This window comes from Treponema sp. B152, from assembly GCF_024181665.1.
Taxonomy (GTDB): domain Bacteria; phylum Spirochaetota; class Spirochaetia; order Treponematales; family Treponemataceae; genus Treponema_B; species Treponema_B denticola.
In genome coordinates this window covers 1,331,428-1,354,073 of record NZ_CP058668.1, presented here as the reverse complement: position 1 = coordinate 1,354,073, position 22,646 = coordinate 1,331,428, and the positions used below count along the sequence as shown (strand labels likewise).

Sequence of the window (22,646 nt, the reverse complement as noted above, 5' to 3'; positions counted from 1 at the left end):
GTTTATGGAAAAGTTGTGGACATTAAAGAAAAATAACAGTGGGAAGTGGTTTTTAACATTTACAGCCTTACTTGAGCCTGAAAATTGCCCCTCAGCCGATGAGATTCTTCTTGAGGCAAAAAGAAAGGGAATAAAAAGCTCATCTCTGGTAAGTAAAAAAACTATTGAGGACTATTTAAAAAAACATACCGGCTCCGGCATAGAACCCGTTTCACTGCCGCTTGAGCTTGATTCCAACTTTGATGCAAGAATTACAACAAATAACGACAAAACGGCGGCCTATCTCTATGTAAGAAAGGCTGCCGATTCCGCTAACGAAGTGGACATGTCTACTATAAACAGACTTCTCCAGAGAAGTAATATTGCAAATATCGATACGGAAAAGGTAAAAGAAGGTTTAAACGATTTTATAAATTCTTCAGAGATGGAATTCTCGATGCAGATTGCCGAAGGTTCTCCCCCAAAACGAGGGCCCGATAAAAAACTTATCACTCATTTTGAACAAATACCTGACCATGAGGTACAGCGTTTGGCAGACCGTTTAAAGAGGCCCGATTTACGTACCCCTGATGTGGAAAACCCCACGACAGACAAAGATTATCCTCTTTCCGAAGCTGAAACCCTTACGGTTGTCGAAAAAGGCGATCTTATCTATGAGGTTGAAGATGCCGGATTGGGAGAGGCCGGTGTTGATGTATACGGTCAATCTATTCCCGGGCTTCCAGGCAATGATCCTTTTTTCTTGGATTTACGAAACATAGTACAAAACCATTCAGAGCTGCGTGCAGGAGAAACCGGTCTTCTTTTAATAGCGAATACCGAAAGAGGTTTAAAGATCCGTATAGTTCCATATAGGGATGCAAAGGTAAGAGCCGTAGTAAGCCGCGATAAGATGGAAGTTTCTCTTATTTTGCAGTCGGGACTGGGTGCAGGAGAAAGACTTTCGGTAATAGGCGTAAAAACGGCATTAAACGAGGTCAACCTTCTCGACTCAATTTCGGACGCAAAAATAAACGAAATTATAGAATCTGCAAGAAAGTTAAACGATGAATGCGAGTTTGTAATATTAAGCGGAACTCCTCCGATTGCTCCCGGCTCTTACAGGCTTGAATGGTCGGTTAAATTTAATGAAGAGCTTAGTACGGCAACTGTCGAGAAAGATGCCCTGATTTTAACGGCCCGTCTTTTACCTAAGGGAGAAAAGGGTAAAAATGTTTTTGGTGAGTTTATTGACCCTAAAAATGCCGAGCCCACAGATTTGCCTGCTAATGATGAAACAATAAAAGTTACCGAAGAAAAGCACGTTATTAAGTTTTTTGCTGCAGAATCGGGAGAGCTTTCTTTTTTTAACAATGCCCTTGTAATCTCTTCGCTTAAAACCATTCAAAGCGATATAGATACCAAATTCGGCGATATAAGTTTTCCCGGCAACCTGATTATTACCGGAGATATTAAAGATGACGTAAAGGTAAAATCAAAGGGAAAATTGACAATTACCGGAACTGTAGAAAAAGCTCTGATTTATTCTGAGGATTCTCTTACCTTAAACGGCGGTATAAATGGAAAGGGAAGGGGAACCGTTTGGGCTAAGGATAAAACCGATTTACAATATGCGGAAAATGCCAGAGTTTTTTCGGGCGGCGATATAAGTATAGCTTCTTACTGTTTTAAGTGTTTGGTAAAAACAAACGGTACCGTTCATTTGACAGGCAACCCCGGGGTACTGTTAGGCGGAAGCATCCATGCTGCAAAGGGTGTTTCGGTTCATGACTTGGGGGCCGAAAAAACCATAAGGACAATTATCTCGTTCGGACAGGATTACTTGATAAAAGATGAAATTGAAGTCCGTGAAAAAGAAATAGAAGATAATAATGCCGAGCTTGCAAAAATCGAAAAAGACTTGCAGGCAAATCCCCCTGATGTCGATGCCTTAAGACAGAAAAAGGTTAAGCTTTTAAAAAGAAACAGTGCTCTTACGGTCCGCATATTTAATCTAAAAGAAAATTTTGAATTTCACATTCCTTCAAAAATAAAGGTTACAGGTTCGGTTTATCCGGGCGTTGTACTTGAAAGTCACGGCCGCTATTTTGAAGTTATGGAAACTCATCATAACGTATTTTTTGAGTTCGATGAAAAAAACGGACAAATTATATGTTCACCTATTAAAGAAGTTGAAGTAGAATTAGAATAATAAAGGTGGTTGGCGATGCTTTTAGCTATACAATATCCTTCATGGCTTCATCCCGAAATTATTCCGGGGCTGTCGTTTTTACGTTGGTACGGTCTTATGTATCTTGTTGCTTTTGGAATAGCCTATTTTTTGTTTTCTTATCAGGTAAACAAGGGCGAATTTGAACGATATTCAGGCTGTCAAAAAGCTATGACACAAGATGATATTGCAGACCTTTTTATCTGGGGAATTTTAGGGCTTATTTTGGGCGCGCGAATTTTCGGAACCTTGGTTTATAATCCTGAAACCTACTTAAAAGCTCCTTGGCTTATTTTTTGGCCATTTGCAAGGGATGGAGCCGGGAATCTAACCTTTACGGGCTTTCAAGGTATGTCCTATCACGGAGGCTTTATAGGCGGTTTTCTAGGGGTCATCCTCTGGACAAAAAAATCTAAATTTAAATTTGCGGCAGTTGCAGACCTTATGGCTGTTTCAATTCCTCTAGGCTACACATTCGGACGTCTCGGTAACTTTGCAAACGGTGAGCTTTACGGCCGCATAACGACGAGTAAGATAGGAATGATTTTTCCTCAAACTCCAATTTCCGACCGATTTTATCTGGCCGAAAGTTGGGTCAGGGATTTTGCAGAACAAGCAGGTTTGCTTGTACAGGATGGAGCCTCTATGATAAATCTGCCCCGCCACCCGAGCCAGCTCTATGAGGCCTTTTTTGAAGGGATTATTCTTTGGCTTATCTTATGGCTGCTTCGCAAGAAAAAGCCCTTTGACGGCTTTTTGGTTTGTGTTTATACATTGGGTTACGGCTTTTTTAGATTTTTTATCGAATATTTCCGCCAGCCGGATGCCAATAAGGGCTACCCAATATCCTTTGGGACAGGGGCCGCCAATATTTATGTTTATGAATCGTGGAAAAACATATCTACCGGGCAAATTCTATGTAGTTTGATGATCTTAGCCTCTCTTGCTGCGATGTTAATTCTTTATTTGCAAGAAAAAAAGTTAAAAGAAAAAAAGGAAATATAGATGGATAAAAAAAAGGACTCTAACTTTTGTATTGAAGAACTCGGCTTTTACCGTATTGCGGTTTCATCGCCTAAAATTTCTCTTGCAGACATAGAAGAAAATGTGAATATTCATCTTCAAGAGATAAAAAAAGCCGAAAAAGATGGTGCAAATCTTATTCTTTTTCCTCGGCTTTCAATTACGGGGGCTTCCTTAGGTTCCGTTTTTAAACAGTCTCTTTTAATCGAAAAAGCCCTTGACGCGGTAAAGATATTAGCCGAAAAAACTAAGCAGTTTTCTATTGTGTCTGTTATCGGTCTTCCTTTTTTATATAGGCAAAATCTTTATACTTGTTCGGCCGTAATCGAAAACGGAAAACTTATAGCCCTTGTTCCGCATCTTCCTTACGGATTTTTAAGTTCCTATTTTTGCGATTTTGAAGATGCTCCGTGCCTGATTCCGCTTTGCGGAGAAAATATTCCCTTTGGAAAGGAATTTAAATTTATTGTAAGCTATAAGGATTCTTGCGGTTTTAACACAGGCTTTTCATTTTCATTTGATTCTTCTTCTCGTGCCGATCTTATTTTAAATCCTCTTGCAGAGCCTTCAAAGCCTCTTGGTTCTTCTGCTATGCGGCAAGGGTATAAGGCTCTTTCAGCCGCAAAAAAATCGGCCATTGCTTTTGCAAACTGCGGAATGGGGGAGTCGGTTTCGGATTATTTTTTTGCAGGCGAATGCGGTATTTTTGAAAACGGAAAAGAACTTGAGTTTACATCATTTGCAAAAGATTTTTACATATCTTCCGACATTGATACGGAATTTTTAAATATACAAAAATTAAGCTCAAGATTTTCGAAAACTACTGATTCCGATTGGGAGATTTTGATCGAAAAAGAACGCTTTAATACCAAGAAGACCTTAAACTATCATGTACAAAAAAATCCTTTTTTACCTGATTGCGATGAACTTCATAAAAAGTTTATCTATAAGAATTTCTTTTCGGAACTTATTTTTTTTCAAAGCTCTGCCCTTGCAAGGCGGCTTCAGTTTATAGGCTGTTCAAAATGCCTTGTAGGTATTTCCGGAGGCTTGGATTCTTCTTTGGCCCTCCTTGCAAGTGCCTATGCCCTTAAACTTTTAAATATTGATTTTAAAAATCTTTATGCCATTACCATGCCGGGTTTCGGCACAACCGAAAAAACAAAGACCAACGCTTCGGCTCTTGCAAAAACCTTGGGCTGTACGCTTTTGGAAATCCCTATTGAAAAGGCTATGCTGCAGCACTTTTCCGATATAGGACAGAAAATCGATAATCATGATATTGCTTATGAAAATGCCCAAGCTCGTGAGAGGACTCAGATTTTGATGGATAAGGCAAACCAAATCGGCGGTATAATGGTGGGCTCGGGAGACCTCTCTGAGTCGGCCTTGGGATGGATGACCTACGGAGGGGATCAGATGTCGATGTATGAGGTCAACTCTTCAATTCCAAAGACTCTTCTAAAAGATTGTATATTTGCCTTTGCCGAAAATAAGATTTTTTTTGAAGATGAAAAGAAAAACAACGCATTTTTTGAGCTTCTATCAAATATAATAAATACGCCTGTAAGTCCGGAACTTCTCCCGCCTGAAAACGGAGAAATTTCTCAAAAAACCGAGGATATACTAGGTCCCTATGAACTTCACGATTTTTTTATTTATCATGCAATAGGAAACGGTTTTTCGCCTAAAAAGGTTTATTTTCTTGCTTGTGAAGCCTTTAAGAATTCCTCTTATTCCAAGGACGAAATTTTAAAATGGCTGAGTCTTTTTTATAAAAGATTTTTCTCACAGCAGTTTAAAAGATCCTGCTGCCCCGAAGGAGCTTCGGTTACCGGTTTTTCGCTTTCTCCTCGAGGTGAATGGCTTATGCCGTCCGAAATATCTGCAAAAATATGGCTGACAGAGCTTGAATTTTTACTTAAAATAATGTAACATAACCTGCATGTTGACGGCGTTTTTGAACTGGATAGGTAACTATATAACTTATTTTCCTCTTGTGGCTTTTATCGGTCTGCTGCTCGGAGGCTTTAATATACCTATTTCGGAAGATATTCTTGTTGCAATGTCGGCTATTTTTTCTCAAGGCGAAAAGGCTTCCATTCCGAATTTTTTGGCAGCTCTGTATGCAGGGGCTTTTATAAGCGACTGTATGGTATATGGTTGGGGGAGGTTGATTGCTAAGGGATCGATATCGACGGGGCTTTTTTCAAAAATTATAACAAAGGAAAATACTTACCGCCTTTTAAAAGCCCTTCAAAAACACGGCATTTTTACATTTATAATTTGCCGCTTTATCCCCTTCGGAGTCCGCAATGTGGTATCGATGACGAGCGGCTTCGTAAAATATCCGTTCTATAAATTTTTTATCTATGATTTAATAGCTGCAATATGTAATATTACCGTATTGTACAGTCTGGTTTACTTTTTTGGCAGGAAAGGCGGCGATTTTATGAAGATATTCGGAATTGTAATGTTTGTCCTTTTCTTGGCTGCCGGTGCCTATCTTGTAACTTCGGGAAAGCTCTTCCAATTTGCCGATAAAAAACTCGACCAAGAAAAAAAATAACACCTTTTTTACTTTGATTTAGCTTATTTTTTCTATGTGAATCTTTACTTGATATAAAATCTATCGGATTGGCATTGCAAAATATATTGGGTTGATATTCAAAAATCTATCGGATTGGCATTGCAAAATATATAGGATTGGTATATAATTTATTTACTAGGAATTTTATATGATAAAGGTTCAAAATTATATACCCCGTGCTGTAGATGATAAAATAGATTTATATTTGACTCTTTTTGGAGCTGTCTGCATCGAAGGGCCTAAATGGTGTGGTAAAACATGGTCATCAGCCTATCACAGTAAAAGCTCTTTTTACCTAGGTTCACCTCAAGGCTCTTTTCAAAATCGAAAAATGGCCGAGATGACACCCGATATTGTCCTTTTGGGTGAAACACCCCGTCTTATAGATGAATGGCAGGATGTTCCTCTTTTATGGGATGCTGTACGTTTTGAAGTGGATAAGAGGGGCAAAAAAGGTCAATTTATACTTACCGGTTCCGCCACACCTAATCATAAAGGGATTTTGCACAGCGGTGCGGGGCGGATAGGCAGATTGAGGATGAGGCCTATGTCTTTGTATGAGTCAAAGGATTCTACAGGGGAGGTTTCGCTAAAGGCTATTTGTGAGGGCTCATCTTGTTCTTCTCCGATAAAAGAAGTCAGCCTGCTTGATATTATAAATTTAATAATCAGAGGCGGTTGGCCTGCAAATGTAGGTTATAGTGCTAAAAATTCATCAAAAACGGCAGCAGAATATCTCCATGCTATTTTGTCAGATGATGTGTTTAGGATTGACGGTATAAAAAGAGATGCATCAAAAATGAAGCTCCTTCTTAAATCCCTTGCCCGCAATGAAAGCAGTACGGCATCGAACCGCACCCTTAAAAACGATATCAGCTCAATAGATTACGAAGATATTGATATAGAAACTACTGCAACTTATCTTAATATCTTTGATCGCCTTTTTTTAACCGATAATCAATTACCTTTCTCTCATAATATTAGGTCTTCCGTACGTATCAAACAAATGGAAAAAAGGCATCTTGCAGACCCGTCTTTGGCTTGTGCCTTACTTGGGGCCGGAGAAAAAACTCTTTTATCCGATTTATCAACATTGGGCTTCTTGTTTGAGGCTCTATGCGAAAGAGACCTAAAAGTGTATGCCGATACTTTTGATGCATCGGTTTATCATTATCAAGATTATAAAAATCGGGAAATAGATGCCGTTATAGAAATGAAGGACGGTTCTTGGGCCGCATTTGAAATTAAACTTGGAGCAAATCAAATAGATGAGGCTGCCACAAATCTTATTAGGATAAGGGACAGTTTAAAAGCTGAAGGGGCCGGCTATCCTAAGTTTATGGGTGTTATATGCGGCTTAGCAAATGCTGCTTACTGCCGTAAAGACGGGGTGTTTGTAATTCCGATAACTTCGTTAAAGTGGTAAAAGGTCTTTCCGATTTAAACACTCGCTTCCAATTTTGAAGCTGCCTCTGCCCAGCTTTCCGAAAGTTCTTCAGCTCTTGACCGTAGTTCCTCTATTTTTTTCTGAACCGCCTTGCTTTTTTCGCCGTTGGAGTAGACTTCGGGCTCTGCTAAGAGGGCTTCATTTTCCGCTATTTCCGTTTCGCATTTTTCTATTTCGTTTAAAAGCCTTTCTTCTTCTTTTTCTAGTTTTCTTCTTTCCGAGCGGAGGCGTTTTTGTTCCTCGTAGGATAGGTTGGCTGAAGTCTTTGAAGGATTTGTGTTATCGGTTTTTCTTATACCCCCGTTTTTATCTTCGGCCTCCTCTTGTTCGATCCGATAAAGATAATAATCATAGGTTCCCGGAAAATTCCTTATCCTTGAGGGTTTTAAGCCCTCTTCGTCAGCCTTGAGTTCCAATACCCTTGTTGCAAGGTCCTGTATGAAGCCCTTATCGTGAGATACAAAGACTACGGTTCCGTCAAATCGTTTTAAGGCATCCAAGAGCACATCCTTTGAATGTAAATCCAAATGGTTTGTGGGCTCATCCAATATTAAAAGGTTCAAGGGCTTTAAAAGAAGAAGGAGGAGGGCAAGCCTCGATTTTTCTCCTCCCGATAAGACCGAAAGGCTTTTATAAATATCGTCCCCTCGGAATAAAAAGGCTGCAAGCATATCGTAAAGCTTAGGAACAAGATCGGTAGGAGCCGAGCGTTCGAGAAGGTCTATTATGCTTTCGCTCCCCGTAATGGTCTCGGATTCATCTTGCGAAAAATAGCCCATTTTAACTCCGGCACCTTCTTTTAAGCTCCCTGTAAAGTTTTTATCCTCTCCTGCAAGAATACGCAGAAGGGTCGATTTTCCTGCTCCGTTTTTTCCTGCCAAAACAAGGCGTTCGCCCTTTTCGACGGTTAAATCCAAATTTTCGATTACCCTATGAAGGCCGCCGGTTTGGCTGTGGGTCGGGCTTACAGCCGGGCCAGAGGCCATGCTATACGCCTTGCTTATTCCTTCTGCCTGAAGGACTATCTTTCCCGAATGGGGTGCCGGAGGAAAGCTGAAGCGGATTTTTTTTAGGTGTTCGGGAAGCTCTATTCTTTCCATTTTTTCGAGCCGCCTTATTCTGTCCTGCACCAAGGCTGCGCGGCTTTCCGTATATCTGAATTTACGGATAAAGTCTTCGGTTTTGGCTATTTCTTCCTGCTGCTGCTCATATGCCTTTATAAGGCCTTCAACTTCGATAGTTCTTATCCTCTCATAATCGCTGTAGGTTCCCTTATATTTTTTTAAGGTTCCCTTAAAAAGCTCGTAAGTTTCGGTTACAGTTTGATCCAAAAAGTAGCGGTCATGGCTTACAAGCAAAAAGCCTCCCTTAAATTTTTTAAGCCAAAGCTCAAGCCAAGATCGGGCTTCGATATCGAGATAGTTTGTGGGTTCGTCAAGAACAATTATGTCGGCATTTTGTAAAAGAACCTTTGCAAGGGCTATACGCATTTGCCAGCCGCCCGAAAATTCTTCCGTGTTCTTATTAAAATCCGCTGAAGAAAAGCCCAAGCCTCGTAAGGTTTCGTCAATAAGACCCTTTTTTGAATTCCAGCCGGAATTTTCAAGCCTTGTCTGCAAGGCATGATAATCGTTTGCCAAGGCGAGGAGTTTTTGCTCATCTTTTTCGGTTTTCATCTTTTCGCCGACCTCATCCATGGCCCTGATAATATCATAGCCGTAGGCAAAGGCTGTTTCGGCCTCTTCTGCCAAGGTCTTGCCCTTGTGGACGATTCCCGATTGGGGAAGGTATGCTATTGACGTATCTTTTTCTGTGGCTATATCCCCTGAATCAGCCTTTATTTGACCGGCAACAATCTTCATTAATGTAGACTTTCCGCAGCCATTTGCTCCCGTAAGGGCGGCCTTTGTTCCGGCCGTTAAAATGAGGGTTATATCCTTTAGAATATCTCTGTCCCCAAAGGCAAGAGAAATCTTTGAAAGCTGTATAAAGGGCATGGCTTTATTTTGCTGCAAAGAATAATATTACCGGATCTAAACTCCGGCGTGTTACAATATTATCCTGTATACTTGAAGACTCTACAGCTTCAAGGCGGAGCCCCTTGGAGGAAATACTGTACATAAATACAACCGGCTCAGGGCTTTTTTCAAATTTAAAACTTAAAACACCTTCATAGTCGGATAAAAGTTTTTTGTCCAAAAAATGTTTTAAGCTTACTTTTCCTGAAGATCCTGCTCCCGAAGGTATAATGGAGGGGGAAATAAGGTTATAACCGCTCCAAATAAATTGACCGTCAGGCAGTATTTTCAAAGACCCGAAATTTTCCGATGTAAATTCGGTTGAAGTTTTGGCTATCTTTTGTATGACTGCCTCTCTTCTTTTTATTTCGTTATTGATAATATTTTCCGGTGTGGCATTTAGGGTGATAAAATTTTCCTGCCTGAGTTTTCCGTTAGTATCGGAAAATTCGAGAGTGATGATATCCTTACCCCTTATCTGCATCGAAAGGTTGGTGCCCTCAAAGAGGTATTTGTTTCCGATTTTGACAACCTTCGTGTATGGAAAAGAAAGCCTTGTGTTTTGGAGTTCGACTCTTGCAATGCCTGACCGTAAACCGGGGAAAAAGCCCCAAGTAAGGCTCATTTTATCGAGATCAACCTGCCTGTTGTTTATCATTTTTCTGTAATGTTCGGGATACCAAAATTCGTTTAGAACCGCCTCAAGCTCTGCATCTTTTTCTTGGGCTAAATTTGTGCCTTCGGAGGATTCGTTTTCTCTTTCATCATAGATGCTTAGATTATATGAAAAGCACCAACCTCTTACGCCGTCCTCGGTTATAACCTCATACCACTGGCCGTCCATAGGCTTTCCGCCCTTTAAAACCGGAACGCCTTCTCCAAACCAAAGAATTTTTACAGGTTGTCCTAATTTTAATCGGTAAACCTGATTTGAGGTATTGTCGGGGTTTGACCGCATCGGAAGACCGTCCAACTTAACCCTTGCATAAGCGTGTTTATGTTCGCTTAACCTTGCCTGAAACCTGGCGGCATCTTTTTTTGATTCAAAAAAGGTTATCTTCCAAAGAGGAATCTCGACTCTTAAGGATGTTTTTTCGTTGAGGCCTACAATGTAAACCTTTTCAATATTCGATTTTACATAAACCGGAATTATATCTCCTGCAGTAAGGTTATATTCGGGAATTGACCAGTTTACTACACCGTAACCCAGCTTTTTTGAACATGAGCTCAAAAAAAGAGCTGACGATGCAACAATCACTGCGATAAAAATAAACAGCTTTCGTTTTTGAAAAAAATTATTCATGTAAATACCTCAAAATATTTCTTAAAATATTTTTTTATAGAACATAGTTGACTCCGGCCTTCCACATATCGAGGCAGAGTTTTGTGCGTTCTTTTTCTTCTTTAGAATCCCTTTCTCTTATAACTACATTATTTTCGGGATGTGGCATGAGGCCAAGCACATTTCCCTTAGTATTGCATATGCCGGCTATATCGGCAAGAGATCCGTTAGGATTAAAAGGATACTCTCCGTTTGCGGGAATGCTTTTTTCGGCATCTTTTCCTCCGTAAACCAGAGCAATCTGTCCTTTTTCGAACAAGTCATCGAGAGTTTTTTGAGAGTCGGTTAAAAACCGTCCTTCACCGTGGGCTATGGGACAGTGTATATTGCCCTTTAGGTCCTTTGTCCAGATACAGTTTGATTTTTGAGGAATCATAGTTGTAAAGCGGCACTCAAATCTGCCTTGTTTATTATAGGTTAGGGTAGCCTGTCTGTTTTTATAGCCGTCCTTATCTAAAATTACCTTTCCATCTTTTTCTTTTCCGGGAAGGATGCCTGATTTTACCAAAACCTGAAAACCGTTACAAATACCTATGACCGGCTTTCCTGCCGCTACGAATTCGCTTACCTCGTCAAAAAAGTAATTGCTTAAATCGAGGGCAAAGAGTTTACCTGCCCCGAGAGCATCTGCATAGGAAAAACCGCCCGGAATTACAAGAATTTCATAATCCTTCCAATTTTTTTCTTTTGCTTTAAGTTTGTTTATATGTACAATTTCAGGTGCAGCTCCGGCAAGTTCTAAGGCTCTTGCCGCATCTCCGTCTCTATTGGTGCCTGTTGCGTGTAATACTAGGGCTCTGGGTTTCATCATCATTCTTCCTCACTGTGTTCGCATAAGAACAAATTTTTGATTTGATAAAAATTTGAAGAGTCCAAAGGAGATTTTACCATGTCTTCTGCCGTTAATTCAATATCGAATGAAAAGTTAGTCGGATCAAAGCCTTCTTTTTCAGCTTTAAGGACAAAAATAAACTTTTCCTTATCTCCCGCATTTTTTGCAGGAATTGCTTTGGGACAAAAGGTATAAGCTCCGGGTGTCTTTTCCGATATTGTATAAGGATTATCCCAAAGAATGCTCATCTGGGATACCAGCTCTCCGTTCATTTTAAGGCTTATCGTAGCATCTTCCATCGGTCTAAAATTGCTTCCATTTAAAATATTGCCTGTTATGGCAGGAAAATTAAAAACGGGTGTGTTTTCGGTTTCGAATATGGGTTCATGGTCATGAGGCCTTTTTGTAGAAAGAACCCTGTGCATACCTTCAATTACCAAACTTGTAATATCGGCCATAATCTGTACTTTTTCCGTTTTTTCGAATTTTAAAAAGTGAGCGAGGCCTCTCCCCGATTTTATATAGCGGGGTTTAACCCGGTTGAGTACATAGCACATGGTGTCAACTCTGCATTGCATACAACTGCATGTAAGCCAGCTTTCTTTTTTTTCTTCGGCTTCATCAAATAGTTTGTTGACTTCGGTATATACCAAGTCTTCCATAACGTTATGAATGATCATAATACTCTCCTTAGGTTAATCGGCATATCGGTGCCAACCTATTTTACCCTATATTTAAAAAATCGGCAAGGTTGTTTGCTTAAGATTTATGACTTTTTTATAAATTTTATCCGAAACGGCTATCCTTATTTTTCTTAAAGAAGGTACAAGAGTTTTTATAAATTCTTTTGAGAAAACGGTGGAGCTTTCACTGAATATCTTTTTTTCATCTTCTATAAAGAGATCGGATTCAAAAGAAATACGTTCAGGTATATCTATAATAATGTCTTCACTGCCTATTTTGCTCCCCGTTTTATTTGAAAAATATTCAGCCAAGGTTTCTTCTGCTGCTCGGCGTTTATGCAGGTCCTCTAAGCTGCGGTGTCTGGGATTATCGCTTTGAAAGGCTTCCTCGGCTATTATGCGATATATTTTACCAAGTCTTAAGTCTTCTGCTAATTTTTTTTCGGGGTAATTGCTTTTTTCTAAAAGTCTGAAAATGCCATCATCATCTTGGTGGTACAGGTCTTGAGGTGAGAATTCCGACCTTTCCAGTCCTGTAAATATGGCTTTTTTCATCATAGCCGTTGCAATCCGCACATCTTTGTGCCAGTAAACCGATTTATACATAAGATATTTTGAAAACAGGATACTTTCAACGCTTAAGATTGCCTTAGATTCTATTTTTATTCCGTTTTTTTTATCGGGGAGAAGCTGTGAAAGGATAAAATCGGTATCTTGAATCCCGTAAGGAACCCCGCAATAAAAAGCATCTCTGTTTAGGTAGTCTAATTTATCGGGGTCTAAGACGCCTGAAAGAAGTTTTTGAAAAAAAACGGTTTCCGAGTCCTCCTTGCCTTTACCTGTTATTATAGCGGCCGTCTGCTCAGGGACTGCTCCTGTTTTGGCTGTTACAGAACGCAAAGGCTCTTTTAAGATAAGCTCTCCGGTAAGTTCTTCATGCTCTTTTAACTTTAATTCTTTGAGGGAGTGAGTAAACGGAAAGTGGCCGAGGTCATGGAGTAGGGCGGCCGCTAAAAAGGACATAGAGCCTTCTTTTGAAACCCAAGAATCCGCCCCCTTTTTTAACAAAATATTGAGCATTTTTAGGGCTATGTTGTAAACTCCGATACTGTGGACGGCTCTTGTATGGCCGGCACCGGGATAAACAAGCTCTGTCGGGCCCAGCTGTTTTATATTATATAGACGCATAAAAGAGTCTGTCTTTGTTACGGCATATAATTCATCATTCATCCATATATGTTTCCATATCGGATCTCGAATAGGCTTTGAAAAATCGCTTAATTCTATCATAAGGTAATTGATATTCTAACATAAATTTGGTATAATGTCGATAACAGAGGTTTTATATTTGAATACCCCTGTAGAAACGGATTGAATTTGCCGATACTCACTATGTGTATTTATTTTTTGTAGAAAATGTTGTTTTTTGTTTGACAAATAATGTTTTTTACAATATAATACAACACAGAGTTTGAAACGAAACAAAAGGAGTTATAAATGAAACATGGCGGTTTAGTTTTTGCGGGCATTGCTTTAATGTTGTTGTTCGCTTTTGCACCTTTAACGGCGCAGCAAGGTTCGATTAATTATCAAACTTATATGGTCGATACATTTGATAATCCTGACGGCCAAGATTGGGCTTATCAGGCTGTTGGAAGTAAATTTATTACTGAAGGCTATCCCAAGGTTCAATATCTTAACGGAATGCCTCATGCAGTAAAGGTAATGCATGATGATGCTGAAAATGCTAAATTTCTTGGGCTTGAGTTTAAATTTAACCGAAAAGGTGATAACTGGGTAGATGTTGTTCCCACCAAAGACGGTAAACCCTATGAAATTCCCTTTAAAGGGAATATTCACCGATTGGATATGTGGGTTTGGGGTGCCGGATATTACTATAACATAGAAATTCTTGTTCGGGACTGTGAAGGAAGAACTCATGCTCTTCCCTTAGGTTATGTTAACTTTAAAGGCTGGAAAAATATGCATGTGACTGTTCCTACAAACATACCTCAGGCATCCAGATATATTGGAAATAAAAATAAGATGACTTTTGTAGCTTTTAGAATCAGAACGGCACCTTTTGAAAGAGTTGATTCATTTAAGATATTTTTTGATGAATTTAAAGCCCTGACAGATGTCTATGTTGATTCTTATGACGGCTACGAATTGGCTGATCAATCTTTTGACGGTGAAAAAACCGAATAGGCTCAGCGTGGAGGTTAGATAATGAAAAAGAGTATAGCTATAATTTTGTTTTTGGTAGGTTTTGTTGCATTTTCTTTTGCCCAGCAAAATAATAATGATTTTTCTACAATAGATGCTGCCGATCCTAATAAAGTCGGTGTTGATACTGCAGGGCAGAGAATTAAAGAAGTTTCTATTGAAAAATTTGAAACCGAAGGTACTTGGTACGCAATGATGTCTGCCGATGAAGGTGTAGTACGTGCCAGACTTTTTAACGGTAATCCCTTGAACAAAAAACCGATTCCTGCAGAAGAAGGACTTGAGCTTGCAGATGAGAAAGTTCTGGGTGTAAAAGTTTCTTTTTACCGACGCGGATATAACTCGTTTGAAGTTCATGCAACAAAGGCTCTCCCCGTAGAAGGAATCGCAAAAACTGCAAGTGTTTGGGTTGTAGGCCGAAGTTATCCCCACACAATGAAATTAATAGTAGAAGACTTTTGGGGAAAGAGATTTGAACTTTATGTTGGAAAACTCAATCATTCCGGTTGGAAGCTTATGACTGTCGCTATTCCCCCGCAGAACGCTGCCGGAAAGACGGGTATCATCCAAAAGGATTATCACTACGGCACAAGCATGGGGCTTAAAATCGTAGGTTTCCGTGTTGAATGTGATCCGGAAGAGGCTTATGGACATTATTACATCTACTTTGATGATCTTCGCGTTGTAAGCGACTTATACGAAGTTGATATGCGAGATCAGGACGATATGTCTGATAACTGGTAAAATTATACCTGATAATTTTATCTTGAAACTTTAAGTTTTATCATAAGAAGGTTAAAAACTCCTATGGGTGTTTTTAACCTTCTTTTTTACTCAGGGCTGTAAATCGATAAAAGAGCTTTAATCTAAATTTTCTTGTAAAGTTTAAACCTTCCTCTTTTGCCTTCAGAACTTGTCAGACCTGCCTTGCTTAAAAACCAGCTTGTATAAGAGGCATAGCTTTTTGCTCCGATATTTTTTATGTCTTGATTTGTAAATTCTTCGGGAAGAAGATCTAAGGTCTTTTTGCATATAGCTTTCATATTCTTATAGTCTTCGGTGCTGTGGATTTCAATAAGCTTTTTATTTATAACTCCGGGTCGATAAGATCTTCTTTTTTTAGGCCCTGTATCGGCTTTTATAACCTCGCAGCTTATATATACAAGTTTAAAACTCAAGTTTTTATTATCTATCAGATGATAAAGACCGGAAAGTTCTCTAAAAATTTGAAAAAAGGAGCCGTGCTTGGGGCTTTTTCTTCTATGTCTTGTTGAACCGTCTTCATTTAAGACCTGTATATAGGCATCGACAGCTATGGGGTAGATTATTAAAACCTTGTGCGAAGGTAAAAATTTTTCTAGCTTTACTCTTAGAGCGCTTAGATTTGAAGTCTGTATTTCGATTACTTGTCCCCCATCGCAAAGAATGTCGCAGATGCTTCCTAAAAGCGGCTGTTCTTTTTCTCCGTTTTTTGGGCAAAAGTGTTCTTTTAGACTTTTGTGCAAATCACTTTCATTGTAGGTATTTATCATTTGATGTAAGTGGTTTTCGGTTTTTAAACATAGTCTAAAAGTTCTTCGGCATCAAGCTGTTCGACAACATAAATAATTTGGACTATTCCGCGGTTTTCGATAGTACGTTTACTTTGTACCTGATACACTATCATCTTATTCGTAGGAAGTCTTTGAGGCAGTTCATTTCCATTGATGTCTAAAAAGGCTCCTACGGATACGGGGTCTCCTATTTCTTGTTTTTCTCCGTCAGGGTAAACGATATAATATTCATAAAGGGTCATAGGAGGAGTTTACACTCTTTTTAAGTCCTTGTCAATTTACCTTAAAAGGTTTAATTCGATCTATCCGATAAAAATAAATATTAAACAATTCAAGCTTTTCTTCCGTTATCTTCTTTACTTTTTTTTTTGAAAGGGGTAGTATCTACGGATATGAATAAATTGGCTGAATTCCTTCCCGCTTTTATGCACTTTTCACGGCTTGAAAATACAAATCTTATTTTACTTTTAGGCATAATATTGCTTTTAGGTGCTCTTGGAGGAACTGTTTTTAAAAAACTAAAAATTCCTCAGGTTGTAGGTTATATTGTAATCGGCATAATAATAGGGCAGTCCGGTTTTCAGATTTTATCGGCTCAAATAATTACTGCCTTGGATCCCTTATCGAGTATCGCTTTAGCTCTTATCGGCTTTTTAATCGGAGGGGAGTTAAAAACCAAGGTAATCAAAAAATATGGAACCCAGTTTGTCGGTATCTTGATTTTTGAGTCCATAGTTCCTTTTATAACTGTCTCTATCGTAATTTCCCTTGTTGCATATTTTGTTACAAAGAATTTTGCCGCTTCCTTTTCTATAGGTTTAGTCTTGGGCTCCATATCCTCTGCGACGGCTCCTGCGGCAACTACAGATGTTTTACGCGAAAACAGAACAAAAGGCCCTTTAACAACTACTGTTCTAGGTATTGTTGCAATGGATGATGCCGTTGCCCTTGTGTTATATGCCCTTGCTTCTTCAATAGCTGCTTCTCTTTTGGGAGCTCAAACGGCAAGTTTCGGAAAACAAATCCTTTTACTTCTTTATAATATTTTCGGATCTATCTGTTTGGGAAGCCTGATAGGCTTTTTGTTGAGTTTGATTATCAGAAATATGATGACGGATTCAGGCAGAATTTTGGGCTTTTCATTGGGCTGCCTCCTCCTTTCTACCGGTATTGCTTATCTTCTTGCTCTGGATACTATCTTAGCTGCAATGGCCTTAGGCTTTTTTATGGTTAATTTTGCTCCTGCAAAAACCCGTTCCACATTTACCCTGGTAGAAAATTTTACCCCTCCTATTTATGTACTTTTTTTCGTTTTGGTCGGGGCAAAATTGAACATTTGGAATGTAACGCCCTTTATCGGTCTTCTGGCTCTTTTATATGTTATTTTGCGCACCGTTGGAAAGACAATAGGCGCTATTTTAGGTTCCATGCTTACAAAGGCTCCGGAAACCGTAAAGAAATACTTGCCGTTTTGTCTGTTAAGCCAGGCCGGTGTTGCCATCGGCCTTTCAATTTCGGCAGGTCAGGATTTTTCGGATACCATAGGGCCTACAATCCTGCTTATAGTTACGGCCACAACCTTTATAGTTCAACTGGTCGGACCTATTTTTGTAAAATACGGGGTAAAAAAATCGGGAGAATGCGGGCTTGATGTTACCGAAGAGGATTTGATTACTACATTATCTCTTGGGGATGTTATGTTGAACGGCAAGGCTATATGTTCTCCCGAATCTCCTGCCATCATTTCTGAAAATATGCCCTTAAATGAGATAATAAATTCCTTTAGCCATAGTCCTAACCTAAATTATGCTGTCAAAGGTGATGACGGAAGGCTTACCGGTGTAATAAGTTTGGAACATTTAAAAGAAACCTTGACAATGACTGCTATCTATGACTGTGTTTTTGCCATGGACATAATGCAGCCTGCCGATATTGTCTGCTCTCAAAAAACAGGTTTAAAAGATCTATATGAACTTTATACCGAAAAAGACACCTACGCTATTCCTATAATCGGAGATAATGGCGAGCCTTTAGGTATGGCTGAAAAAGATGCTGTAGATCATTTTTTACACGGAAAAATAATAGAACTGCATAAAAATGCCTATGGTTTGGACTAAATGTAGACATTTTGTTTTAAATAGCTGTAACCTATTGAAAATCTTTGTTTTTTGTTGTATTATCACGGAATATTGAAGTTTTCCGGCATTGGAATCTGTTTCGGCGATCTTTTGCAGGCAGCTGGTCATTTTTTTAAGATGAGCTTTTTTATAAAAAATATAAAAAAGCAAAGGTTTCTTATGCTCTTTTGAAAAAAAAGAGCTTTTTTATATGCAAAACCTTTTCAAGCTGACTGTAGAAGAGTATAAGGAGCATATTGATATGGCGGGGCATAGTTTTGTTATAGTAAAGAAAATTTAGATTACATTAAGGAATTTTAATTATGGAAAAAAGGGTTTATTTAGGGCTTACTGCGGATATTATTCACCCGGGTATCATTAACATAATAAATGAAGGTACAAAACATGGGCAGCTGATAATCGGTTTATTGACAGACAGTGCAATCGTTTCCCATAAAAGGCTTCCATATCTCACGTATGAACAGCGTAAACAGGTAGTCGAAAATATTAAGGGTGTAAGCAAAGTTGTTCCTCAGGAAGATTGGTCTTATATTCCGAACTTAAAAAAACTTAAGCCCGATTTTATTATTCACGGCGATGATTGGAAAAGCGGTTCTTTAAGTAAGATTCGGGATGAGGTTATCGAAGTGATGAAAGAATGGGGCGGCGAGGTTATTGAAGTCCCGTACACCAAGGGGATTAATTCAAGCGCTCTTGCTTCAAATATGCATAGCATAGGTACTACCCCCGAAATCAGGATGAAAACCTTACGGCGGCTTATTGAAGCTAAACCGATAGTCCGCATAATGGAAGCCCATTCAGGTCTTTCGGGGCTCATCATAGAAAATCTTGAAGTGCAAAAAGATGACGGTGTTCACCGCTATGACGGAATGTGGTCTTCCAGCTTGACAGACTCCACCAGTAAGGGAAAACCAGATATAGAAGCTGTTGACCTTACAACCCGTTTGCAAGGTTTAACCGATATTCTTGAATGCACTACCAAGCCTATTATTTATGATGGGGACACCGGAGGAAAAACAGAGCACTTTGTTTTTACCGTCCGAACTCTTGAACGTAACGGCGTTTCTGCCATCATAATCGAAGATAAGGTTGGTTTAAAGAAGAACAGCCTTTTCGGCACGGAAGCAAAGCAGGAATTGGCAGATGTCGAAGATTTTTGTCATAAAATTTCCGAGGGAAAAAAGGCTCAAGTTACAAAGGACTTTATGATAATAGCCCGTCTTGAATCTCTTATAGCAGGTCATTCGGTTGATGAAGCCTTGGAGCGTGCCTTTGCCTATGTAAAAGCCGGCGCCGACGGCGTTATGATTCACAGCAAAGAAAAACATGGAAACGATATAAAAGAATTTTGTGAACGCTTTAGAAAGGAATATGAAAAGGTGCCGATAGTTTTGGTACCCACAACATATAATCAATTTACCGAAAAGGAATTGGCTTCTTGGGGGGCAAATATAATTATCTATGCCAATCACATGCTGCGAGCTTCATATCCTGCAATGCTTAAAGCGGCTCAGACAATTTTAGAGGCCGAGCGTTCTTTAGAGGTAAATGATATGTGCCTTTCGATTAAACAAATTTTGGAACTTATTCCGGGGACTAAATAAATGATAAGACCTCAGTTTTTTTATGAGCTGTTAAAAGAAAACGGAACAGTTTTTTTTACCGGTGTTCCCGATTCCCTTTTAAAAAGCTTTTGTGCTTATATTACCGATAATGTAGAAGGTAAAAATCATATTATCGCAGCAAATGAAGGTTGTGCCGTAGGGCTTGCCGCAGGACATTATTTTGCGACAGGAAGAGTTCCTCTTGTTTATATGCAGAATTCCGGTTTAGGAAACACGGTCAATCCCTTGCTTTCGCTTGCAGACAGAGAAGTATATTCAGTTCCTCTGCTGCTGGTAATCGGCTGGCGCGGGGAACCTAATGTGCATGATGAGCCTCAGCATATAAAGCAGGGCAGGGTTACTTGTTCCCTCCTTGATGCAATGGAAATTCCCTATTGTATTCTTTCGGATGAAGAAGCTGAGGCAAGAGCTCAGCTTGAAAAGGCTTACTCTCATATAAAAGCTTCAAGTTCTCCTTACGCAGTTGTAGTGCGTAAAGGAATTTTTGATTCTTATAAGTTAAAAACAAATGAGGCTGTTCCTGCCGAGATGAGCCGCGAGGATGCAATCGAAAAAATAATACTTAATGCTCCTTCAAATGCTTGTTTTGTATCTACCACAGGAATGGCATCGCGGGAACTTTATGAGCTGCGTGATAAACACAGCCAAGGTCATGCCAAAGATTTTTTAACTGTCGGCTCTATGGGTCATGCTTCACAAATTGCTCTTGGTATTGCTTTGAGTAAACCCGATAAAAAGATATTTTGTATAGATGGAGATGGAGCTGCTATTATGCACTTGGGGGGGCTGACAGCAATAGGTTCACAAAGGCCAAAAAATATGGTGCACATCATTTTAAATAACGGTGCACATGATTCGGTTGGAGGACAGCCCACTGTCGGAAGAAAAATAAATCTTTGCAGTATCGCTTTTGCTTGTGGTTACACTAAGGTGGTATCTGTTAAAACCATTAAAGAACTTGAAACTCAGCTAGAATATTTATCTTCAGCTGAAGGATCTTTTCTTATCGAAGTGTTGGTGTCAAAGGGAGCAAGAGCGGATTTAGGAAGACCTAAATCATCGCCTATCGAAAACAAAAGAGCATTTATGGAATTTTTGGAGGAGAAACATGATTAAACAAGCTGTAATTTTAGCGGGCGGTTTAGGTTCGCGCTTAAAAGATAAAACCAAAACTATGCCGAAAGGCTTTTTGGAGATAGGCGGCACTGCAATTGTGGAGCAATCCGTACAAAAGCTTCTTGCTCACGGAATTGAAAAAATCGTAATCGGAACGGGACATTGCAATGAGTACTATGATAACCTCGCAAAAAAATATCCAGCGATTATCACGGTAAAGAATGAAAACTATGCAAATACCGGCAGCATGGGTACCCTTGAAGTTTGTGCTTCCTTTGTGAACGAGTCTTTTTTACTTTTAGAATCCGATCTCATTTATGATTCAGCCGGTTTATTTTCTCTTATAAACGATGAGCGTAAAAATCTAATATTGGCAAGCGGTGCTACCAAATCCGGTGATGAGGTTTATCTTGAAGCTGATGAAAGAGATTGTCTTACAGGTCTTTCTAAAAATAGGGATGCTTTAAAAAATATTTTTGGAGAGCTTGTCGGTATTACCAAATTAACCAAGAGCGCATTGGATAAGATGTGTGCTTATGCAAAAATACATCACAGTGATTTACCTAAGATGGAATATGAGCATGCACTTTTGGAAGTGGCAAAAACGGTACCTGTCGCAATAAAAAGAATAGAATATTTTGTTTGGCGCGAAATAGATAACGAAGACCATTTAGAGATGGCTGTAAAAAATATTTATCCTCATATTGTTGAAAACGAGCAGCTGCGTGCGGTACGCCGTGAGGTCTTACTTAATCCCGGTCCCGCAACCACTACGGACAGCGTAAAATATGCGCAAGTTTCTGCCGATATTTGCCCGCGTGAAAAAGTATTCGGTGAGTTAATGCAATGGCTTTGTGATGAATTAAAACTTTTTGCTCTCGCTTCCGAAACCAATCCCGATGAATATGAAACCGTGATGTTCGGCTGTTCCGGTACCGGTGCCGATGAGGTTATGGTTTCTTCATGCGTGCCTGATACGGGAAGGCTTTTGGTAATAGACAATGGGTCATATGGCGCCCGCATGGCCAAAATTGCCGATATTTATAAAATTCCTATGGATGTTTTTAAAAGCTCTACTTATGAAGCGATTGATTTACAAAAATTGGAAGCTGAATTTGCAACAAAAAAATATACCCACCTTGCCTGTGTTTACCATGAAACTACTACAGGACTTTTAAACCCATTACATATCATTTGTCCTATGGCTAAAAAATACGGAATGGTTACGATTGTGGATGCTGTAAGCGCATATTGCGGAATGCCAATGGATTTAAAAAGCTTCGGTATCGATTTTATGGCCTCTACCAGCAATAAAAACATTCAAGGAATGGCCGGTGTCGGTTTTGTGATTTGCAATAAGGCAGAGCTTGAAAAAACAAAAGATTATCCAATACGGAACTATTATTTAAATCTTTATGACCAATATGCCTATTTTGCAAAAACGCATCAGACGCGTTTTACGCCGCCTGTACAAACCATGTATGCCTTGCGTCAGGCCGTGCTTGAAACAAAACAGGAAACGGTGCAAAAACGCTATGAACGCTATACCGCATGTTGGAGTATCTTGGTTGCAGCCGTTAAAAAGCTCGGTCTTAAAATGCTGGTAAAAGAAGAACACCAGAGTCATTTTATTACGGCAATTTTAGAACCTGAAACTCCTAAATACAGTTTTGATGCCTTGCATGATTTTGCTGCAGAACACAGCTTTACCATCTATCCCGGTAAACTTGGTAATATCGATACATTCCGCATTGCCAATATCGGCGATATCCAACCTGAAGAAATGCGCCGCTTTACGGTAAAACTTAAAGAATATATGAATGGAATTGGGGTAGGGGTGTAAT

18 protein-coding genes are annotated in these 22,646 nt (G+C 39.4%); 11 read left to right on the top strand and 7 right to left on the bottom strand.

Annotated elements, in window-relative coordinates; all coding sequences use genetic code 11:
• Nucleotides 1-4 precede the first annotated feature (4 nt).
• The 5 genes from HYB91_RS06310 (at nt 5) to HYB91_RS06290 (ending at nt 7,248) form a co-directional block, all read left to right on the top strand.
• Nucleotides 5-2,191 carry a FapA family protein gene (locus HYB91_RS06310; RefSeq protein ID WP_002677972.1) on the top strand — a complete coding sequence of 729 codons (2,187 nt, stop codon included), beginning with the start codon at nt 5-7 and terminating at the stop codon, nt 2,189-2,191.
• Nucleotides 2,192-2,206: 15 nt separating this feature from the next.
• The gene (gene lgt, locus HYB91_RS06305; RefSeq protein WP_002677973.1) at nt 2,207-3,214 is read left to right on the top strand and encodes a prolipoprotein diacylglyceryl transferase; all 1,008 of its coding nucleotides are present in this window, start codon (nt 2,207-2,209) and stop codon (nt 3,212-3,214) included.
• Nucleotides 3,215-5,167: an NAD(+) synthase gene (locus HYB91_RS06300; RefSeq protein ID WP_002677974.1), complete on the top strand. Its 1,953-nt coding sequence runs from the start codon at nt 3,215-3,217 to the stop codon at nt 5,165-5,167.
• Between the two features lie 10 nt (nt 5,168-5,177).
• Nucleotides 5,178-5,801 carry a DedA family protein gene (locus HYB91_RS06295; RefSeq protein WP_002668779.1) on the top strand — a complete coding sequence of 208 codons (624 nt, stop codon included), beginning with the start codon at nt 5,178-5,180 and terminating at the stop codon, nt 5,799-5,801.
• A 169-nt stretch (nt 5,802-5,970) separates the two neighbouring features.
• Nucleotides 5,971-7,248 carry an ATP-binding protein gene (locus HYB91_RS06290; RefSeq protein ID WP_002677975.1) on the top strand — a complete coding sequence of 426 codons (1,278 nt, stop codon included), beginning with the start codon at nt 5,971-5,973 and terminating at the stop codon, nt 7,246-7,248.
• Between the two features lie 14 nt (nt 7,249-7,262).
• Here the strand turns inward: HYB91_RS06290 and HYB91_RS06285 are convergent, their stop codons facing one another.
• From HYB91_RS06285 to HYB91_RS06265, 5 genes are read right to left on the bottom strand one after another with little or no spacing between them, the layout of a single operon-like run.
• On the bottom strand, nt 7,263-9,266 hold the full coding sequence (locus HYB91_RS06285) for an ABC-F family ATP-binding cassette domain-containing protein (protein WP_002677976.1): 2,004 nt from the start codon (nt 9,264-9,266) through the stop codon (nt 7,263-7,265).
• A 4-nt stretch (nt 9,267-9,270) separates the two neighbouring features.
• Complete coding sequence (locus HYB91_RS06280; RefSeq protein ID WP_002677983.1) at nt 9,271-10,590, bottom strand: SH3 domain-containing protein; 1,320 nt, start codon at nt 10,588-10,590, stop codon at nt 9,271-9,273.
• Nucleotides 10,591-10,624: 34 nt separating this feature from the next.
• A complete protein-coding gene (purQ, locus tag HYB91_RS06275) occupies nt 10,625-11,440 on the bottom strand; it encodes a phosphoribosylformylglycinamidine synthase I (RefSeq protein WP_002677984.1) in 816 nt (271 codons plus the stop codon).
• A complete protein-coding gene (locus HYB91_RS06270) occupies nt 11,440-12,141 on the bottom strand; it encodes a late competence development ComFB family protein (protein ID WP_002668791.1) in 702 nt (233 codons plus the stop codon). Before HYB91_RS06270 ends, purQ begins: the two co-directional genes overlap by 1 nt.
• A 54-nt stretch (nt 12,142-12,195) precedes the next feature.
• Nucleotides 12,196-13,434 (bottom strand): HD domain-containing protein, encoded by a 1,239-nt coding sequence (locus tag HYB91_RS06265; protein WP_002677985.1) that lies wholly within the window; start codon nt 13,432-13,434, stop codon nt 12,196-12,198.
• Nucleotides 13,435-13,641: 207 nt separating this feature from the next.
• Between HYB91_RS06265 and HYB91_RS06260 the strand changes: the two genes are divergently transcribed.
• Together HYB91_RS06260 and HYB91_RS06255 are read left to right on the top strand one after the other, a co-directional pair.
• The gene (locus tag HYB91_RS06260; protein WP_002668794.1) at nt 13,642-14,352 is read left to right on the top strand and encodes a flagellar filament outer layer protein FlaA; all 711 of its coding nucleotides are present in this window, start codon (nt 13,642-13,644) and stop codon (nt 14,350-14,352) included.
• 21 nt (nt 14,353-14,373) lie between these two features.
• Nucleotides 14,374-15,114: a flagellar filament outer layer protein FlaA gene (locus tag HYB91_RS06255; protein WP_002677987.1), complete on the top strand. Its 741-nt coding sequence runs from the start codon at nt 14,374-14,376 to the stop codon at nt 15,112-15,114.
• Between the two features lie 122 nt (nt 15,115-15,236).
• Here HYB91_RS06255 and HYB91_RS06250 read toward each other — a convergent pair whose 3' ends face one another.
• Complete coding sequence (locus HYB91_RS06250) at nt 15,237-15,902, bottom strand: DUF8091 domain-containing protein (protein ID WP_002677989.1); 666 nt, start codon at nt 15,900-15,902, stop codon at nt 15,237-15,239.
• A gap of 23 nt (nt 15,903-15,925) precedes the next feature.
• Entirely contained in the window at nt 15,926-16,165 is a 240-nt protein-coding gene (locus tag HYB91_RS06245) for a hypothetical protein (RefSeq protein WP_002677991.1), read from the bottom strand.
• Between the two features lie 150 nt (nt 16,166-16,315).
• On the opposite strand from HYB91_RS06245, the gene HYB91_RS06240 reads away from it, so the two are divergent.
• The 4 genes from HYB91_RS06240 (at nt 16,316) to HYB91_RS06225 (ending at nt 22,645) form a co-directional block, all read left to right on the top strand.
• The gene (locus HYB91_RS06240; protein ID WP_002677992.1) at nt 16,316-18,040 is read left to right on the top strand and encodes a cation:proton antiporter domain-containing protein; all 1,725 of its coding nucleotides are present in this window, start codon (nt 16,316-16,318) and stop codon (nt 18,038-18,040) included.
• A 323-nt stretch (nt 18,041-18,363) separates the two neighbouring features.
• Complete coding sequence (gene aepX / locus HYB91_RS06235) at nt 18,364-19,665, top strand: phosphoenolpyruvate mutase (RefSeq protein WP_002677993.1); 1,302 nt, start codon at nt 18,364-18,366, stop codon at nt 19,663-19,665.
• Nucleotides 19,666-20,802 (top strand): phosphonopyruvate decarboxylase, encoded by a 1,137-nt coding sequence (gene aepY, locus HYB91_RS06230; RefSeq protein WP_002677994.1) that lies wholly within the window; start codon nt 19,666-19,668, stop codon nt 20,800-20,802. It abuts the gene before it with no gap.
• Complete coding sequence (locus HYB91_RS06225) at nt 20,795-22,645, top strand: 2-aminoethylphosphonate aminotransferase (protein ID WP_002678000.1); 1,851 nt, start codon at nt 20,795-20,797, stop codon at nt 22,643-22,645. Before aepY ends, HYB91_RS06225 begins: the two co-directional genes overlap by 8 nt.
• Nucleotide 22,646: the final 1 nt, after the last annotated feature.

Bases quoted from the DNA above. Each gene is read 5' to 3' on its own strand.
- HYB91_RS06310 (WP_002677972.1), top strand. From the start codon at position 5: ATGGAAAAGTTGTGGACATTAAAGAAAAATAACAGTGGGAAGTGGTTT.
- lgt (WP_002677973.1), top strand. From the start codon at position 2,207: ATGCTTTTAGCTATACAATATCCTTCATGGCTTCATCCCGAAATTATT.
- HYB91_RS06300 (WP_002677974.1), top strand. From the start codon at position 3,215: ATGGATAAAAAAAAGGACTCTAACTTTTGTATTGAAGAACTCGGCTTT.
- HYB91_RS06295 (WP_002668779.1), top strand. From the start codon at position 5,178: ATGTTGACGGCGTTTTTGAACTGGATAGGTAACTATATAACTTATTTT.
- HYB91_RS06290 (WP_002677975.1), top strand. From the start codon at position 5,971: ATGATAAAGGTTCAAAATTATATACCCCGTGCTGTAGATGATAAAATA.
- HYB91_RS06285 (WP_002677976.1), bottom strand. From the start codon at position 9,266: ATGCCCTTTATACAGCTTTCAAAGATTTCTCTTGCCTTTGGGGACAGA.
- HYB91_RS06280 (WP_002677983.1), bottom strand. From the start codon at position 10,590: ATGAATAATTTTTTTCAAAAACGAAAGCTGTTTATTTTTATCGCAGTG.
- purQ (WP_002677984.1), bottom strand. From the start codon at position 11,440: ATGATGAAACCCAGAGCCCTAGTATTACACGCAACAGGCACCAATAGA.
- HYB91_RS06270 (WP_002668791.1), bottom strand. From the start codon at position 12,141: ATGATCATTCATAACGTTATGGAAGACTTGGTATATACCGAAGTCAAC.
- HYB91_RS06265 (WP_002677985.1), bottom strand. From the start codon at position 13,434: ATGATAGAATTAAGCGATTTTTCAAAGCCTATTCGAGATCCGATATGG.
- HYB91_RS06260 (WP_002668794.1), top strand. From the start codon at position 13,642: ATGAAACATGGCGGTTTAGTTTTTGCGGGCATTGCTTTAATGTTGTTG.
- HYB91_RS06255 (WP_002677987.1), top strand. From the start codon at position 14,374: ATGAAAAAGAGTATAGCTATAATTTTGTTTTTGGTAGGTTTTGTTGCA.
- HYB91_RS06250 (WP_002677989.1), bottom strand. From the start codon at position 15,902: ATGATAAATACCTACAATGAAAGTGATTTGCACAAAAGTCTAAAAGAA.
- HYB91_RS06245 (WP_002677991.1), bottom strand. From the start codon at position 16,165: ATGACCCTTTATGAATATTATATCGTTTACCCTGACGGAGAAAAACAA.
- HYB91_RS06240 (WP_002677992.1), top strand. From the start codon at position 16,316: ATGAATAAATTGGCTGAATTCCTTCCCGCTTTTATGCACTTTTCACGG.
- aepX (WP_002677993.1), top strand. From the start codon at position 18,364: ATGGAAAAAAGGGTTTATTTAGGGCTTACTGCGGATATTATTCACCCG.
- aepY (WP_002677994.1), top strand. From the start codon at position 19,666: ATGATAAGACCTCAGTTTTTTTATGAGCTGTTAAAAGAAAACGGAACA.
- HYB91_RS06225 (WP_002678000.1), top strand. From the start codon at position 20,795: ATGATTAAACAAGCTGTAATTTTAGCGGGCGGTTTAGGTTCGCGCTTA.